This is a genomic window from Streptomyces sp. MB09-01, assembly GCF_033794505.1.
Lineage (GTDB): Bacteria > Actinomycetota > Actinomycetes > Streptomycetales > Streptomycetaceae > Streptomyces.
Genome location: NZ_JARAYQ010000187.1, coordinates 1 through 17,398, shown reverse-complemented (window position 1 = coordinate 17,398; position 17,398 = coordinate 1). Strand labels below are relative to the sequence as shown.

Here is a 17,398-nt window from a genome sequence, read left to right as displayed (position 1 = left end):
GGGCGGGGTCGGCGGCGGAGCCGGGCGTGTGGGCCGGGTCTGCGGGCGTACCGGCAGCGGCCGGGCGGCCACGACCAGCTCCGGGTTGGCGGGCTCGCCGGCCGGCCGGCCGGGCCGCTCCCGCCCGACCCCGGCGGCGCTGCCGGCGAGCTCCCGCCGGCCGTGGTCCGACGGGGTGGGCGAGGCGGGTGAGGTGCGCGAGGCGGCGCCGGAGGCCAGGGCGAAGGGGCCCGCGTACGCGGAAGCGGCGGGGGCGAGCGCGGCGGCGACCAGTACGGCACAGGCCAGCCAGCGGGGCGGACGGAATCCTTGGATCACGGGGAGCCCCTCCCGTCCCGAGCGGCCGAGACGCTCGCTCGGCGTCAGAGATATGCGCTCAGATTTACACAGCGGGGCAAAACCGGCATCCCGGGCGTCCCATCAGGGTGCCCGGGATGCGGGTGTGCCGTGGAGCGCCTCTGCTGCGGACCGCTCCGAAGCACTCAGAAGCGCTCCGGATTGCGCCGAATCGCCGAATCGCCGAATCGCCGCGGAAGAGCCGACTCGCGGAATCGCCGGGGACTACTCCGGATTGCCGGTCGACACGGTCAGCGTGTACTCCGTGCCTTCCTTGTCGATCTTGTCGCCGGAGGCCGGCGACTGGATCAGCACGGTGTCCTTGCCGTAGACCGCCTCGTCCTTGTATTCGATCTTGTACTTGCCGCGCGAGGCCTGGATGCACTCCTTCACGGAGAGCAGGTTCTTGTACTTGAGGTCCGGCGCCGAGTACTTGCCGGCCTCGCTGTAGTGCTTCACCGGCTCCGAGCACTTCTTCGGGTCGATCGTGCGCGTCGTGTCGGGCCCCTTGAATCCGGCCTTGGCCGAGGCGGAGGCGGTGGCGTCCGTGGAGCTCCCCGGGTTCGCCGTGGGGCCCCCCTTGTCCTCGTCTCCGTTCATCGCGATCACCGCGATCAGACCGCCGATGGCCAGCAGCGCCACCACGATCGCGCCCGCGACCACCGGCATGTTCTGCTTGCCGCCGCCGGCCGAGCCGGACTGGCTCGCCGTGGCCGCCGGGGAGATCGTGTACGGCGGCGGGGTCTGCGGCGCGTAGTGCTGCGGCGGGGGCGTGTGCGGGTAGGCGTAGCCGCCCTGGGAGTGCGCCTGCGGGGCCGGCGTCGGCGCGTACGGGGCGGGCGTCGGGGTGTGCGGAGCCTGGTACGGCTGCTGCACCGACTGCGGCGGCGCCTGGAACCCGGAGTCCACCGGCGGGAACACGGCCGAGGCCACGCCCGCACCGCTGCTCAGGGGCCCGTGGCCCTGCACGATGACCGGCGCCCCGGTCTGCCCGGAGCCCAGCACGCGAGCCACCTCGTCGCCCATGGCCGCGGCCGTGGGGAAGCGCTCGTTCGGGTTCTTCTTGAGGGCCCGCGCCACCAGTGCGTCCATCGCCGGCGTGATCGAACGGTTGATGGAGGACGGGGCGACCGGCTCCTCCTGCACGTGGGCGTACGCGATGGCCAGCGGCGAGTCCGCGTCGAAGGGGATCCGCCCGGTCAGCAGCTGGAACAGCATGATGCCGACCGAGTAGAGGTCGGAGCGGGCGTCTACCCCGCGCCCCAGCGCCTGCTCGGGCGAGAGGTACTGCGGGGTGCCGACGACCATGCCGGTCTGCGTCATCGAGGTGACCCCCGACTGCATGGCGCGGGCGATGCCGAAGTCCATCACCTTGACCACGCCGCGCTTGTTCACCATGACGTTGCCGGGCTTGATGTCGCGGTGGACGAGCCCCATCTCGTGGCTGGTCTCCAGGGCGGCCAGCACATCGGCCGTCACCTTCAGGGCCTTGTCCGCCGGCATGGCCCCGTACTGGCGGATGTCCGCCTCCAGGACCGAGCCGAGGGGCCGGCCTTCCACGTATTCCATGACGATGTAGGGCATCACGGCGCCGTCGCCCGCGCCGGAGCCGCTGAACGTCACTTCGCCTTCACCGGTGTCGAATACCGAGACGATGTTCGTGTGCGACAGTTTCGCTACAGCCTGGGCCTCGCGGCGGAAGCGCTCGCGGAAGGACTGCTCCCGGCCGAGGTCGCTGTGCAGGGTCTTGATGGCGACCTGCCGGTCGAGGGCCGAGTCGTACGCCAGGTACACGGAGGCCATGCCCCCCGCGCCCAGCAAGTCCCTTAGCTGGTAACGGCCACCGGCCAGAGAGCCGCCCGCGTACTGGCCCTGAGTGCCGTCCTGGCTCATGACTGTTGCTTCCCCTCGGGATGTGTCCCTACGCCGTCGGCCGGGCGCATATGGCGCCCAGTCTGCCCGAGGGCAAGCACACGTCAAGCCAGGTGCCCGTTCCGTGACCACATGGGCACAGGGTGGCCTTGTCCGAACGGTGACCGGTTCCGAGGCTGTAGCGTTCGTCGGAGCACCATGGAAGAGGACTACCGCTGAGCGGCGGCCGAGAGAGACGACGGCGAGGACTGATGGCACCCGAACCCGAGGGAAACGGCGCCGGGATGACCGATGGTCCTGAGCACTGGGGCGCAGGCGGCCTGGTGGGAGACGGCCGTTACCGGCTGACGCACCGGCTGGGCCGGGGCGGCATGGCCGAGGTCTTCGCGGCGGAGGACGTACGGCTGGGCCGCACCGTCGCCGTGAAGCTGCTGCGCGCCGACCTGGCCGAGGACCCGGTGTCCAAGGCCCGTTTCACCCGCGAGGCACAGTCCGTCGCCGGGCTCAACCACCATGCCGTCGTCGCCGTGTACGACTCGGGCGAGGACCGGGTCGGCCCCAACACCGTCCCGTACATCGTGATGGAGCTGGTCGAGGGCCGCACCATCCGCGACCTGCTGGTCAGTGCCGAGGCGCCGGGCCCCGAGCAGGCGCTCATCATCACCTCGGGCGTGCTCGAAGCCCTCGCCTACTCGCACCAGCACGGCATCGTGCACCGTGACATCAAGCCGGCGAACGTCATCATCACCGAAACCGGTGCGGTGAAGGTGATGGACTTCGGCATCGCCCGCGCGCTGCACGGCGTCCAGTCGACGATGACCCAGACCGGCATGGTCATGGGCACCCCGCAGTACCTGTCGCCCGAGCAGGCCCTCGGCAAGGCCGTGGACCACCGCTCCGACCTGTACGCGACCGGCTGTCTCCTCTACGAACTGCTCGCGCTGCGGCCCCCGTTCACCGGCGAGACCCCGCTCTCGGTGGTCTACCAGCACGTCCAGGACGTGCCCGTGCCCCCCTCGCAGCTTCCGGAGGGCCACCACATCCCGCAGGAGCTCGACGGGCTCGTCATGCGCTCCCTCGCCAAGGACCCGGACGACCGGTTCCAGAGCGCCGAGGAGATGCGCGGGCTGGTCCAGTACGCGCTGCAGATGCTGCACGACCAAGGGCCGAACACCGGCACCTGGAACACCGGTCCGGTCACCATGGCCCTGCCGCACGGCCGGGGCGGCGGCGCCACCACGGTCATGCCGGTGGCCGGGACCGGCGGGCCGCAGCAGTACCCCTCGCACGCCTCGACCTCGCAGTTCCAGCAGCCGATGGTGCCGCCGTTGAACCCGGACGACGGCTCGGCCTTCCCCGGTGGCCGCGGTACCGGCGGCAACGGCGGCGGCTACGACGGCTACGACGACCGCGGCGGCAACGGCAGCCGCTGGAAGATGTGGCTGTTCGCGGTGCTGGCGATCGTCGCGATCGCCGGCGGCGTGGCCTTCGCCGTCAACAACATGGGCGGAAAGAGCGACGGGAAGCAGCCGCCGGGCAACAAGGAGAGCTCCAGCGCCGCGCCGTCCGCGTCCAAGTCCCCGGACGCCCAGCCTTCGCACCAGACCGCGGAGAACACGCCCACGAACAACGACAACCTGCCCGTGCCGACCCGCAGCCGGACGCAGAGCTTCAGTCCCTCGAACTCGCCGACCGCCTCGCACTCGCCGACCGGTTCGGCCTCGCCGTCCACCACGCCGGCGACGAAGCCCGCGACGACCCCGGCAACGAAGCCCGCGACGACTCCGGCCACGAAGCCCCCGGAGACGGGCGGCGCCGGCGGCCTGTTCGAGGAGTGACGGACGAGGTCCGAAGGACGAGACGGGCGTGACGGGCGTACGGGAACGGGCCCGGCGGAATCAATTCCGCCGGGCCCGTTCCCGTATCCGCGTCATGCTTGGTCAGAGGCGCTCGAAGCGCGTGCCGGCATGCCGTTCCGGATTCCCGGCGAGCGAGTGCACGGTGGAACTGGAGTTCGATGCGCATGTGGACGGGGTCGAAGACCGCGCCGTCCACGAAAATGCGGACCCGGACCGAATAGTTCCAGTTCCGCGGTGGTCGGCTCGACGAGCTGCGCCGTTCCGGTGAACCGCACCGACCAAAACCGGGGGTCCCCGGAATTGAAGTTGTCCGCCCCGTAGGCCACCACGCTGCCGTTGCACGCCTGGTGGTAGCCGAAACCGGAGTGCATTCTCAGAACGACCTCGCCGTCCACCACGATGTGGCGGGCGAGGGCGAGGGCGAGGGCGAGGGCGAGGGCGAGGGCGAGGGCGAGGCCCTGAGGGCAGCGCGCATGCTGGTGGCCACGCGGCCGTACGGCACCCGCCGCAGCAGTTCGACGGCGTGGAGCTCCTCGCGTGACATGCCGTCCACTGTCCGCCACCGGCTTCCCGCCGGGAGCGCGCCCCGGGGGACCACCCGGCCACGGGGCGTCACGGCACGTGACGGACGGGTTCCGCCGCGCCCGGGCGTGACGGCCTAGCTTTTCTCGGCCTGCAGGCGGGCCACGTAGGCGGCGGCCTGGGAGCGGCGCTCCATGCCCAGCTTGGACAGCAGGCTGGAGACGTAGTTCTTGATCGTCTTCTCGGCCAGGTGCAGCCGCTCGCCGATGACGCGGTTGGTCAAGCCCTCGCCGATCAGGTCGAGGATCTTCCGCTCCTGCTCGGTGAGGTGGGAGAGGCGGTCGTCACGCTTGCCGTTCTTGCCGTCGCGCAGCCGCTCCAGCACGCGCGCGGTGGCGACCGGGTCCAGCAGCGACTTGCCGGCGGCGACGTCGCGCACCGCGCCGAGCAGCTCGTTGCCGCGGATCGCCTTGAGCACGTAGCCCGAGGCGCCGGCCATGATCGCGTCGAACAGTGCCTCGTCGTCGGCGAAGGAGGTCAGCATCAGGCACTTGATGTCCTCGTCCTGGGAGCGCACCTCGCGGCACACCTCCACACCGCTGCCGTCGGGCAGCCGGACGTCGAGGACCGCCACGTCGGGACGGGTGGCGGGAATCCGGACCAGCGCGTCCGCGGCCGTACCGGCCTCGCCGACGATCTCGATGTCCTGTTCGACCGACAAGAGCTCGTGGACGCCCCGACGTACCACTTCGTGGTCGTCCAGGAGGAATACCTTGATTTTTCCGTCTTCGCGCACGAAGTCAGTTTCACACACTCACCCCTTCCCTGCCGGAGTTACCCGGGATAACGTGCCGTTGTTCCCGGCCCCTGCAAGGCTGTGACCAGTGCTTGTTCCCGCTGCCGCGGATTTACTTGGAAATCCAAGCAAAAACGCAGGTCAAACGGGGTTTCGCAGTTATGCGGCGCACTGGGTAACGTGCATTGCGCAGGGCACTCGCCGGGGCACCTGTCACGCCTGAATCCCGAACGCGACGCGCACACACCCCGTGCGCTCGTTACGGATGCAGGTGAGCCGCACTGGACCCCGGAGAACCCGGGTGCCGGACCGACGGAGGAGCACACGTGACCGTGGAGAGCACTGCCGCGCGCAAGCCGCGACGCAGCAGCGGCACCAAGCGGGCGGCAGGCGCGGCGAGCGCCGCCAAGCCCGCCGCCGCTGCCACCGCGCAGACGCAGGACGCCGTACCTCAGCTCGTACAGCTGCTGACGCCCGAAGGGGAGCGCACCGACAACGCGGACAACGCGGAGTTCGCCCCCTTCGTCGCCGACATCACCACCGAGGACCTGCGCGGGCTGTACCGCGACATGGTCATGACCCGCCGCTTCGACGGCGAGGCGACCGCCCTGCAGCGCCAGGGAGAGCTGGGCCTGTGGGCCTCGCTCCTCGGCCAGGAAGCCGCACAGATCGGCTCCGGCCGTGCCCTGAACGACGAGGACTACGTCTTCCCGACCTACCGCGAACACGGCGTCGCCTGGTGCCGCGGCGTCGACCCGACCAACCTGCTCGGGATGTTCCGCGGCGTGAACCACGGCGGCTGGGACCCGAACACCAACAACTTCCACCTCTACACGATCGTCATCGGCTCGCAGACGCTCCACGCGACCGGTTACGCGATGGGCGTGGCCAAGGACGGCGCGGACGCGGCCGTCATCGCCTACTTCGGCGACGGCGCGTCCAGCCAGGGCGACGTGATGGAGGCCTTCAACTTCTCCGCCGTCTACAACTCCCCCGTGGTGTTCTTCTGCCAGAACAACCAGTGGGCGATCTCCGAGCCGACCGAGCGCCAGATGCGCGTGCCGCTCTACCAGCGGGCCCAGGGCTTCGGCTTCCCGGGCGTCCGCGTCGACGGCAACGACGTGCTGGCCTGCCTGGCCGTGACCCGCTGGGCCCTGGACCGGGCGCGCCGCGGCGAGGGCCCGACGCTGGTCGAGGCGTTCACGTACCGCATGGGCGCGCACACCACCTCCGACGACCCGACGAAGTACCGGCGGGACGAGGAGACGGCGGCCTGGGAGTCCAAGGACCCGATCCTGCGCCTGAAGGCCCACCTGCTGGCCACGGGCGGCGCCGACGAGGCGTACTTCGCCGAGCTGGAGGCCGAGAGCGAGGCCATGGGCAAGCGCGTGCGCGAGGCCGTGCGCTCCATGCCCGACCCGGACACCATGGCGATCTTCGAGAACGTTTACGCGGACGGGCACGCGCTCGTCGACGAGGAGCGCGCGCAGTTCGCCGCCTACCTCGCGTCCTTCGAGTCGGCCGAGGAGGGTCACTGATGGCTGTCGAGAAGATGTCGATCGCGAAGGCGCTCAACGAGTCGCTGCGCAAGGCCCTGGAGCAGGACCCGAAGGTCCTGATCATGGGTGAGGACGTCGGCAAGCTGGGCGGTGTCTTCCGGATCACCGACGGCCTGCAGAAGGACTTCGGCGAGGAGCGGGTCATCGACACCCCGCTCGCCGAGTCGGGCATCGTCGGCACCGCCATCGGCCTGGCCCTGCGCGGGTACCGGCCGGTGGTGGAGATCCAGTTCGACGGTTTCGTCTTCCCCGCGTACGACCAGATCGTCACGCAGCTCGCGAAGATGCACGCGCGGGCCCTGGGCAAGATCAAGATGCCGGTCGTCATCCGCATCCCGTACGCGGGCGGCATCGGCGCGGTCGAGCACCACAGCGAGTCCCCGGAGGCGCTCTTCGCGCACGTCCCGGGCCTCAAGGTGGTCTCCCCGTCGAACGCGAGCGACGCCTACTGGATGCTCCAGCAGGCGATCCTCAGCGACGACCCGGTGATCTTCTTCGAGCCGAAGCGCCGCTACTGGGACAAGGGCGAGGTCGACGTCGACGCCATCCCCGGTGAGCTGCACAAGGCGCGCGTGGCCCGCGAGGGCTCGGACCTCACCCTGGCCGCCTACGGCCCGATGGTGAAGGTCTGCCTGGAGGCGGCGGCCGCGGCCGCCGAGGAGGGCAAGTCGGTGGAGGTCGTCGACCTGCGCTCGATGTCCCCGGTCGACTTCGACGGTCTGCAGAACTCGGTCGAGAAGACCCGCCGGCTGGTCGTCGTGCACGAGGCCCCGGTCTTCCTGGGCGTCGGCGCGGAGATCGCCGCTCGCATCACGGAGCGGTGCTTCTACCACCTGGAGGCGCCGGTGCTGCGCGTGGGCGGATTCCACGCCCCGTACCCGCCGGCCCGCCTGGAGGACGAGTACCTGCCGGGCCTGGACCGGGTGCTCGACGCCGTCGACCGCTCGCTGGCGTACTGAGGAGCCACGTTCATGACGATCCGCGAATTCAAGATGCCCGACGTGGGCGAGGGCCTCACCGAGGCCGAGATCCTCAAGTGGTACGTCCAGCCGGGTGACACGGTCACCGACGGTCAGGTCGTCTGCGAGGTGGAGACGGCCAAGGCCGCCGTGGAACTGCCGATCCCGTTCGACGGTGTCGTGCACGCGCTCCTCTTCGAGGAGGGCACCACGGTCGACGTCGGCCAGGTCATCATCTCGGTGCAGACGGAGGCCGGCGCCGCTGCCGAGGCCCCGGTGCAGGAGGCGGCCCCGGCCGTCGCCGCAGCTGCCCCCGTAGCCGACCAGGACGGGCTGGCGGGCCGAGGCGGCCGGCCCGCCGCGGCCCGCCAGCCCGTCCTGGTCGGCTACGGGGTCTCCACCGCCTCCACGAAGCGCCGGCCGCGCAAGGCGGCCGCCGGTGCACCCGCGCAGAACGGCACCGCCCCGGCGGCTCCGGCCGCGCCGGTACTTCCCGCGGTCCCGGCGCAGCCGGCCGGCGAGCGGCCGCTGGCCAAGCCGCCGGTGCGCAAGCTCGCCAAGGACCTCGGCATCGACCTGGCCTCGGTGGTCCCCACCGGTGACGGCGGGGTCGTGACCCGGGAGGACGTCCACGCGGCGGCCGCCGCGGCGCTCGCCCCGCAGGCCGTGCCCGCCGAGGTCGCGGTGGCGGCTCCGTCGGCGGCCCCGGCCGTCCAGGCGGCCGAGGCACCGGCCTCCGCGCGGGAGACCCGCATCCCGGTCAAGGGCGTCCGCAAGGTCACCGCCCAGGCCATGGTCGGCTCGGCCTTCACCGCACCGCACGTCACCGAGTTCATCACGCTCGACGTGACCCGCACGATGAAGCTGGTCCAGGAGCTCAAGGACGACCCGGACCTCGCGGGGCTGCGCATCAACCCGCTGCTCCTCATCGCGAAGGCCGTCCTGGTGGCCATCCGCCGCAACCCGGACGTCAACGCGTCCTGGGACGAGGCGGCCCAGGAGATCGTGCTCAAGCACTACGTGAACCTGGGCATCGCGGCGGCCACCCCCCGCGGGCTGATCGTCCCGAACATCAAGGACGCCCACGCCAAGACGCTCGGCGAGCTGTCGGCGTCCCTGTCCGAGCTGGTCGCCACGGCCCGCGACGGCAAGACGTCCCCGGCCGACATGCAGAACGGCACCATCACCATCACCAACGTCGGCGTGTTCGGCGTCGACACCGGTACGCCCATCCTGAACCCGGGCGAGTCCGCGATCCTCGCGGTCGGCGCGATCAAGCTCCAGCCGTGGGTCCACAAGGGCAAGGTGAAGCCGCGCCAGGTCACCACGCTGGCGCTGTCGTTCGACCACCGTCTCATCGACGGCGAACTCGGCTCCCGCTTCCTGGCCGACATCGCGGCGGTCCTGGAACATCCTCGCCGCCTGATCACCTGGTCGTAGCGGCACGCACCGCGCCCCACCCGATGGCCGGCCCCCCTCCGCGGAGGGCCGGCCATCGGCCGTGGCGGAGCCGTACGGACGTCCGCGGGCCTCTGGAAGGAGCGGTGCGATGAACGACCGGACGGCCGGGGGGTCGGCGGCAGCGGAGACGACCCTCGTACGCGAGGTCTTCGGCCCGCTCGGCGCGCTCGTCGAGTGCGGCGCGGCGCTGGAATCGGTGTCGGTGGGCGCGTTCGTCGCGCGTCACCGCGGCGAGCTGGACCGGGTGCTGGACGTGGTGCGGCGGCTGGGCGGCTTTCATGCCGAGTCGATGGACGTCATGGACGGGCTCGGCTACCTGCGGGAGCACGACGTCCCGCCGGTCACCCTGCTGATGTGGTCGGGATGCATCGAGGAGCACACCCCGGACCTCGGCGCACCGGAAACGGTTCGCCGCATGGCCCGGATGGGTGCCGACCTCCAGCTGGCGCATCTCCTCCAGGCGCTGGTGGGGGTGGCGGCCCTGCGCGGCGACGACGACGTGGAGTCCCCGGCCCGGGAGATCGCGGAGGTGATCGGCGCGGTGTGCGTGTGGGGCGGGGCCGGAGGCGGGCGGTCGCTGCACGAGGTGGTCCTTGTGTGGCGGGTCGCGTTCCTTCCCGGGCTCCTGATGCCCTCGTCGGGCTCGCCGGAGCCCTTCAAGCGGCGCCTGCGGGCGTACGCGCACGCCCTGGAACGGATCGTGGAACAGGGGGAGTGACCGGGCCGCGGGGGAAACCCCTGGTCGGCGTGGTGGACCCCGTGTGATCATCACCGGATGATTTTCCGCGCTGCCACCGCAGACCCCGCAGACCTCGACCGGGCCGTCGCCTACCCGGCCGACGGCCCCGTCCCCGCCCTCACCGCCGAGAAGGTCCGTGAGGAGCTCGCCGAGAACCGGATCCGCCCCGAGTGGATCTGGATCGCCGAGGACGAGGAAGGCGAGATCCTGGCCCGTGCGCTGTGGTGGGGCCGCGGCGACAGCGAGCGGCCCATCGCGCTCGACTGCCTGCAGGTACGGGCCTCCGTGGCCGACCCGGCCGCGGTCGCCGCCGGGCTGCTGGAGGCCGGCCACGCCGCCTTCGGCAAGAGGCCCGGCTACAACGTCTCCCTGCCCCGCGGCTGGCGGGCCGACCCGGAGCTGGCCGCGGCGGTCGCCTGGCGCCAGGAGGCCGCGTACAGGACCGGTCTGACGCGCGAGATCGAGCGGCTGCGCTACGAGTGGACCCCGGCCGCCGGGACGGCCGGGCCCACCGGACGGCTCGTCTTCCGCGACGGCACCGACGAGGAGTTCCTGGACGCCTTCATCCGGCTGTCCGCCGGCAGCCTCGACCTGCACACGCAGACCGAGCTCCAGTCGATGGAGGCGGAACAACTGGCCCGCGAGGACATCGAGTTCTACCTCGACTGCCCCGGCGAGCGCTCCTGGTGGCGGCTCGCCCACCTCCCGGACGGCACCCTCGCGGGCATGGCCATCCCGTCGGCGACCCCGTACCACCGCAACGTCGGCTACCTGGGCGTCGTGCCCGAACAGCGCGGCCAGGGCCTGATCGACGAGATCCTGGGCGAAATCACCCGCTTCCATGCGGCCGAGGGAGCGCAGCGCATCACCGCGACCACGGACACCGTCAACATCCCGATGGCCGCCGCCTTCGACCGGGCCGGCTACGAGGTCACCGAGATCCGGCTGGTGTGGGAGGAACCGTCCGGGGTCTGAGGGACGTTTATCCTTTCGGGCCGCTGCTCGCACGGGAGGGGAAACAGTCATGGAACTCACCGAAGAAATCTCTGCGTACCGCGACGGTAGAGGGGAACCAGGCCGCCTGGTGGGTGAGTTCAGGCGTTCGGTGCTGCTCGCACCCCTGACGGACGGGGCCGACGGAGGTCTGATGTCCGTCGTCCAGGGCGGTATCCGCTGGCTGTACGCGTTCACGGACGAGGCGGCCCTCGCCCGTTTCGCGCAGGCGCGCGGAGCCGGGGACCGGGAGTGGGAGTACCTCTCCGTCCTCGGCGCGCGTTTGGCCGACGCGATCGTCCCGATGATCGACGGTCCCGCGGGGGTCGCGGTGAACGTGGCCGACGAGGACGGCTCGATGTTCTTCCCGCCGGTCGTGGGCATCGTGCCCGAGGCCTGCGCCGTCGACCGTACGGACGCCGCCTGATGGCGGGCGACGGGGACCTGGAGGTCTCGCCCGCAGCGGTCGCCGGCATCCAGAAGGGGCTGCGCGGTGCCATCGCGGAGCTGCGCGAGTCGTCGGACGCGGCCGGCGCCTCCCAGGGCGCCGGTTTCAGCGACCTGTCCATGACCGGCATGGAGGCCGGGCACATGGGTCTGGCCACCGACTTCGAGGACTTCTGCGAGCGCTGGGAGTGGGGCGTGCGCAGCCTCGTGCAGAACGCGAGCACCCTCGCGCGCTCCCTCGGCATCGCGGCGGGCACCGTGTGGGAGGAGGACCAGTACCTCCAGGGCGCGTTCAAGGTCGCCGCGAACGCCGCGTACGGCAATCCGCACGCGAGCGAGGACGAGATCGAGCAGAAGAGCTGGGACGACATCTGGCGGGCGGACGTCTACAAGCCGGACTACAGCGCGGAATCCTTCGAGAAGAGCTCCGAGGACATCAAGCAGACCTGGTCGGACACCGGCGACAAGCTGACCTCCAGCGGGAAGATCGGTTCGATCAAGGACCTGCTGGACCAGGCCGACGGACAGGGGCGGTAGACCGATGGGCTGGAGGGACTTCGTACCGGACTCGGTGGAGGACTGGGCCGAAGACCGGGCCGAGGACGCCGGTGACCTGATCGAGTGGGGCGGCGACAAGGTCGCCGACGTGGCGGAGGAGGTCGGTCTCGACGGGGCGGGCGACTGGGTCCGCGACAAGAGCCGGTCGGCCGCCAACCAGCTCGGCGCGGACGTCGCGGAGCTGGAGCTCGGGCAGACCGAGGACCCGAACAAGCTGGTCTACGGCAGCGTGTCGAAGATCCGCGCGCAGGTCTCGCACCTCAGTGACTTCGAGCTCTCGTTCACACTCGTCGGCAACGGCCTGAAGGCCCTGGAAGGCGACGGCCTGAAGGGCGCGTCGGCGAACGCGTTCCGGGACGCGATAGCCAAGGAGCCGCCGCGCTGGTTCAAGGCGGCCGAGGCCTTCGGCAAGGCCGCCGACGCGATCAACCGGTTCGCGGACACCGTGGAGTGGGCACAGGGCCAGGCCAAGGAGGCCCTGGAGGAGTACAACAGGGCCAAGAAGGTCTCTCAGGACGCGCGCACCGCCTACAACAAGTCGATCATCGACTACAAGGCGGCGGTGAAGGCCGAGAAGGACACGCTGCCGCCGCGGCCGTCGGACGACTTCACCGACCCCGCCGATCCGCTGTTCAAGGCGGCCGACGACAAGCTCCAGACCGCGCGCACCCAGCGCAACGAGGTCGCGGAGACGGCCCGTACGGCGGTCCGCGCGGCCCGCGACGCCGCCCCGCCCAAGCCCTCGTACGCCGAACAGCTCAAAGACGGCATGGACTACCTGGAGCTCGCGGAAACCCACCTGGCCGGCGGCGTCATCAAGGGCACGGCGGGCATCGCCAACTTCGCCCGCGCGGTCAACCCGATCGACCCGTACAACCTGACCCACCCCGCCGAGTACCTGACGAACCTCAACTCCACGGCTGCCGGGCTGGTCACCATGGTCAACGACCCCTGGGGCACGGGCAAGCAGATGCTCGACGAGTTCATGAAGGACCCCACGGAAGGCGTCGGCAAGATACTTCCGGAGCTCATCGGCTCCAAGGGCCTGGGCGCGGCGAAGAAGGCCGGCTCGGCCGCGAAGCACCTGGACGACCTGGACGGCCCGGGCAGCAAGGAGACGGACGGCCCGGGCCGCAAGGAGACGGACGGGAAGGGACCGCACCACGGCGAGCGGCCCGACCCGGACAAGGCCAGTGAAGGCACGGACCCCGTCGACCTCGCCACCGGCCGGATGTACCTCCCGCAGACGGACGTGGTCCTGCCCGGCACGTTCCCGTTCGCGTTCACGCGCCGTGCGGAGTCCGGCTACCGGGCGGGCCGCTGGTTCGGCCCCACCTGGTCCTCCACGATCGACCAGCACCTGGAGATCGACGCCAAGGGCGTCGTCCTGGTCTCCGAGGACGGTCTCCTCGTCGGCTATCCGCATCCCGCGCCCGGTGTGCCCGTACTGCCGGTGTCGGCGTCGGGTCCGCGCCACCCGCTGGCACGCACCCCTGACGGCGACTGGACGCTGACGGACCCGCTGACGGGCGCCGTCCGCCGCTTCGTCCCGCCGGCCGACGGTGCCGAGAACGGCATCGCGCCGATCGCCCAGGTCGAGGATCCGAGCGGCAACCACGTCGTCTTCGAGTACGACGAGCACGGCACGCCGCTGGGCATCACCCACTCCGGCGGCTATCGGCTGCACTTCGGGACCGAAGGCGGCCGGATCACCGCCCTGCACCTGTCCGGCGGCGGCCGCATCCTCGCGTACGGCTACACCGACGGGAACCTGACCGAGGTCACCAACTCCTCCGGTCTGCCGCTGCGGTTCACCTACGACGACCGCGCCCGCATCACGTCCTGGACGGACACGAACGACCGCCGCTACGAGTACGCCTACGACGACCTCGACCGGTGTGTCGCCGAGGCCGGCGAGGCGGGCCACATCGCCCTCACCTTCAGCTACGACGACGTGGACCCGCAGACCCGCCACCGGGTGACGCGTGTGACCACCGCCGCCGGCCATACCCGCCAGTACCTGATCGACGACCGCTACCGGGTGGTGGCCGAGACCGACCCGCTCGGCGCGGTTACCCGGTACCAGTACGACAGCGGCGGCCGGAGGACCGCACACACCGATCCGCTCGGCCACACCACCCGCAGCACCTTCGACGACACGGGCCGCATGGTCTCCTACGTCAGGCCCGACGGCCGGGAGGCCCGCGCCGAGTACAACGACCTCGGCCGGCCGGTCAAGGTCGTCTCCGTGGACGGATCGGTCGTCCGCCAGACGTACGACGAGCGCGGAAACCGCACCTCGGTCAGCCGCCCCGACGGGACGGTCACCCACTTCGGCTACGACGGGAGCGGTCACCTCACCACCGTCACCGACCCCCAGGGGGCGGTCACGCGGATCCGCACCGACCGGGCCGGGCTGCCGCTCGCCGTCACCGACCGGCTCGGCGCCACCACCACGTACGAGCGGGACGCCTTCGGGCGGGTCACGGTGGTCACCGACCCCCTGGGGGCGGTCACCCGCATGGAATGGACGGTGGAGGGCAAGCCGCTGCACCGGACCGACCCGGACGGCCGGCGCCGCTCGTGGACGTATGACGGCGAAGGGAACTGCCTGACCCGTACGGACGGTTCCGACGGCGGCGAGGTGCACTTCGAGTACACCCACTTCGACCTGCTCGCCGCCCGGACCGACGCGGACGGCACGCGCCATGCTTACACGTACGACGCCGAGCTGCGGCTGACCGGGGTCCGCAACCCGCAGGGCATGACCTGGGAGTACACCTACGACCCGGCGGGCCGGCTCGTCCGGGAGACCGACTTCGACGGCCGTGTGCTCGACTACGCCTACGACCCGGCGGGCCGGCTCGTCGCCCGCACCGACGCCCTCGGGCAGCGGATCACGTACGAGCGCGACGCCTTGGGGCACACCGTCCGCAAGGACGCGGGCGGCACGGTGACGACGTACGAGTACGACGTCTTCGACCGGCTCGCCGTCGCGGTGTGCGGGGACAGCGTGCTGACCCGGCTGCGGGACCGGGCGGGCCGCATCCTCCGGGAGACGGTCGACGGCCGCACCCTCACCTACACCTACGACGCCATGGGGCGCCGCACCGGCCGGACCACCCCGACGGGGGCCGTCGCCGCCTGGGCGTACGACGCCGCCGGCCGCTACGACGCCCTGACCACGTCCGGCCGCCGGATCGGCTTCATGCACGACGCGGCGGGCCAGGAGCTCAGCCGTACCTACGGCGACGCGGTCACCCTCGACCAGGCGTGGGACGAGACTGGCCGGCTGGTGGAGCAGCGGCTCACGGGCGCAGGGCAGGGGGTGGTGCAGCGCCGCGGCTACACCTACCGGTCCGACGGGGTCCTGACCGGCGTCGACGACCTGTTGGCCGGCCCGCGCAGCTTCGATCTCGACCCGCGCGGCCGGGTGACGGCGGTGCACGCCGGGAACTGGACCGAGCGCTATGCCTACGACGATGCGGGCAACCAGACCTCCGCGTACTGGCCCGGCGCCCATCCCGGAGGCCGGGAAGCCACCGGACCGCGCACCTACGAGGGCACCCGGCTGATCGGCGCGGGCCGGGTCCGCCACGAGTACGACGTCCTCGGCCGGGTCGTGCTCCGCCAGAAGGCCCGGCTCTCGCGCAGGCCCGACACCTGGCGCTACGAATGGGACGCCGAGGACCGGATCACGGCCGTCACCACCCCGGACGGGACGCGCTGGCGGTACACGTACGACCCGCTGGGACGGCGGACGGCGAAGGAACGGATGACGCCCGACGGCCTCGAGGTGGCCGAGCGCACGGTCTTCACCTGGGACGGCACCGTGCTGTGCGAGCAGTGGACCGGCACCGCGGCGCAGGAGGCCGGCGGGATCGCCGTGACCTGGGACCACCGCGGCCTGCAGCCGCTCGCGCAGACGGAGCGGATCCTGGGCGCCGGCCAGGAGGTGGTGGACGAGCGGTTCTACGCCATCGTCACCGACCTGGTGGGCGCGCCCGCCGAACTCGTCGACGAGCGCGGCGGACTGGCCTGGCGCAGCCGCTCCACACTGTGGGGATCCACGGCCTGGAACCGGGACGCCACGGCCTACACGCCGCTGCGCTTCCCCGGCCAGTACTTCGACGCCGAATCAGGCCTGCACCACAACTACTTCCGCACGTACGACCCCGAGACCGCCCGCTACCTGAGCCCGGACCCGCTGGGCCTGGCGGCGGCCCCCAACCCGGTGGCGTACGTCGCCAACCCGCACGGGTGGTGCGACCCCTTCGGGCTGGCCCCGTACTCGGACAGCACCCGGGCGGCGCAGGGCGTCGACCACCAGCTCAACGAGGCGGAGAGCGGCAAGGACAACCACTACCTGCAGGGCATCGGGAAAGACGAGGTGAAACTGGAGAGGTACCTGCGGGGCCATCTGCAGTCGCCGGCCAACTACGTCGACGACGCGACGGGGGCGCGGATCATCATCGACAAGAGCCTGGACCCGTCCAGGCCGGTGGCCATCATCCGCCAGGACAATATGATCCATGCGTACCACATCGAGCCGGAGGACCTCTCCAACTACATCACTCCGCGGGACGGCAAGGACACGGCGAAGTGGCGGACCCCGAAGGGGGACGAAGTGAATGAGTAGCCGCAGCGGTACCCCCCGCGATCCGGCACCCGGCTGGCCCGGCTACCGCGCCGAGCCCTCCTACGACCCCGGCCAGAGCCGGGTCTTCCCGGCCCCGCTGCCGGCGGAGCTGCGGGCGCTCGGCAACGACGTCCGGGCGGCCGACTGGCCGGTGCGGCTCGCCTTCCGCAACTCCCGGACCGAGCTGCTCGACACGCTCTGCCGCTGGCAGACCCTGCGCGCGCTGGCGTACGTGCACCTGCTGGCCGCCCGCACGGGGGACGAGCGGCTGCCGGCCGACCTGAGGGTGGTTCCCGACCCGGAGGCGGCGGGCGATCCGGGCCTGCCCGCGCTGCTGGCGAGGCTGGAGCGGGCCGCCGCCGGCCTCCCGGCGGACCTGCTGGACGCGGTCGTCTGCGACAGCGGCGGGCTGCTCGCCGACAATCGGTTCGCGGCATCGGTGCTGGCCGCCGGGCTCACCGCCGATTCCCGGCCGGGGGACCCGGACGAGGCGGTCTCCCGCGCCGTGGTGCTCACCAGCTACTGGTACGAGGTCCCCGGGCTGCGCGGCGCGCTGGCCCTGACGTGGAGCGCGAACCTGTTCGTCCGCTCCTGGCTGGGGTGGTCCCAGCGGTTCGTGTACGGCGACCCGGCGGGAGGCATCGGCATCACCTCCGAC

General features: G+C 71.5%; 12 protein-coding genes and 2 pseudogenes. 10 read left to right on the top strand and 4 right to left on the bottom strand.

Going from position 1 to position 17,398, the window contains the following annotated elements:
- Both PV721_RS30710 and PV721_RS30705 read right to left on the bottom strand, forming a co-directional pair.
- A pseudogene (locus tag PV721_RS30710) lies at positions 1–318 on the bottom strand (hypothetical protein); the annotation flags it as partial.
- Positions 319–561: 243 nt separating this feature from the next.
- On the bottom strand, positions 562–2,229 hold the full coding sequence (locus PV721_RS30705) for a protein kinase domain-containing protein (protein WP_319729961.1): 1,668 nt from the start codon (positions 2,227–2,229) through the stop codon (positions 562–564).
- Positions 2,230–2,459: 230 nt separating this feature from the next.
- Between PV721_RS30705 and PV721_RS30700 the strand changes: the two genes are divergently transcribed.
- Positions 2,460–4,046: a protein kinase domain-containing protein gene (locus PV721_RS30700; RefSeq protein WP_319729959.1), complete on the top strand. Its 1,587-nt coding sequence runs from the start codon at positions 2,460–2,462 to the stop codon at positions 4,044–4,046.
- Positions 4,047–4,148: 102 nt separating this feature from the next.
- On the opposite strand, the pseudogene PV721_RS30695 reads toward PV721_RS30700, so the two are convergent.
- Both PV721_RS30695 and PV721_RS30690 read right to left on the bottom strand, forming a co-directional pair.
- Positions 4,149–4,611: pseudogene (locus tag PV721_RS30695) on the bottom strand (pyridoxamine 5'-phosphate oxidase family protein).
- Between the two features lie 114 nt (positions 4,612–4,725).
- Positions 4,726–5,385 carry a response regulator transcription factor gene (locus PV721_RS30690; RefSeq protein WP_319729956.1) on the bottom strand — a complete coding sequence of 220 codons (660 nt, stop codon included), beginning with the start codon at positions 5,383–5,385 and terminating at the stop codon, positions 4,726–4,728.
- Positions 5,386–5,711: 326 nt separating this feature from the next.
- Between PV721_RS30690 and pdhA the strand changes: the two genes are divergently transcribed.
- The 9 genes from pdhA to PV721_RS30645 form a co-directional block, all read left to right on the top strand.
- A complete protein-coding gene (gene pdhA / locus PV721_RS30685; RefSeq protein WP_319729954.1) occupies positions 5,712–6,923 on the top strand; it encodes a pyruvate dehydrogenase (acetyl-transferring) E1 component subunit alpha in 1,212 nt (403 codons plus the stop codon).
- Positions 6,923–7,903: an alpha-ketoacid dehydrogenase subunit beta gene (locus PV721_RS30680; RefSeq protein ID WP_319729951.1), complete on the top strand. Its 981-nt coding sequence runs from the start codon at positions 6,923–6,925 to the stop codon at positions 7,901–7,903. Before pdhA ends, PV721_RS30680 begins: the two co-directional genes overlap by 1 nt.
- A 12-nt stretch (positions 7,904–7,915) precedes the next feature.
- Positions 7,916–9,343 carry a dihydrolipoamide acetyltransferase family protein gene (locus PV721_RS30675; protein WP_319729948.1) on the top strand — a complete coding sequence of 476 codons (1,428 nt, stop codon included), beginning with the start codon at positions 7,916–7,918 and terminating at the stop codon, positions 9,341–9,343.
- A 109-nt stretch (positions 9,344–9,452) separates the two neighbouring features.
- On the top strand, positions 9,453–10,082 hold the full coding sequence (locus PV721_RS30670; RefSeq protein ID WP_319729945.1) for a hypothetical protein: 630 nt from the start codon (positions 9,453–9,455) through the stop codon (positions 10,080–10,082).
- Between the two features lie 57 nt (positions 10,083–10,139).
- Positions 10,140–11,078, top strand: coding sequence for a GNAT family protein (locus PV721_RS30665; protein ID WP_319729942.1), 939 nt, complete (start codon positions 10,140–10,142; stop codon positions 11,076–11,078).
- 109 nt (positions 11,079–11,187) lie between these two features.
- Positions 11,188–11,523, top strand: a complete 336-nt coding sequence (locus PV721_RS30660) for a hypothetical protein (RefSeq protein WP_319729939.1) — start codon at positions 11,188–11,190, stop codon at positions 11,521–11,523.
- A complete protein-coding gene (locus PV721_RS30655) occupies positions 11,523–12,080 on the top strand; it encodes a hypothetical protein (RefSeq protein WP_319729936.1) in 558 nt (185 codons plus the stop codon). The genes PV721_RS30660 and PV721_RS30655 overlap by 1 nt, the downstream gene beginning before the upstream one ends.
- 4 nt (positions 12,081–12,084) lie before the next feature.
- Entirely contained in the window at positions 12,085–16,740 is a 4,656-nt protein-coding gene (locus tag PV721_RS30650) for a putative T7SS-secreted protein (RefSeq protein ID WP_319729934.1), read from the top strand.
- Positions 16,733–17,398, top strand: a 666-nt coding sequence (locus tag PV721_RS30645) for a hypothetical protein (protein ID WP_319729931.1), incomplete at its 3' end; no start/stop codon positions are given. The genes PV721_RS30650 and PV721_RS30645, both read left to right, overlap by 8 nt.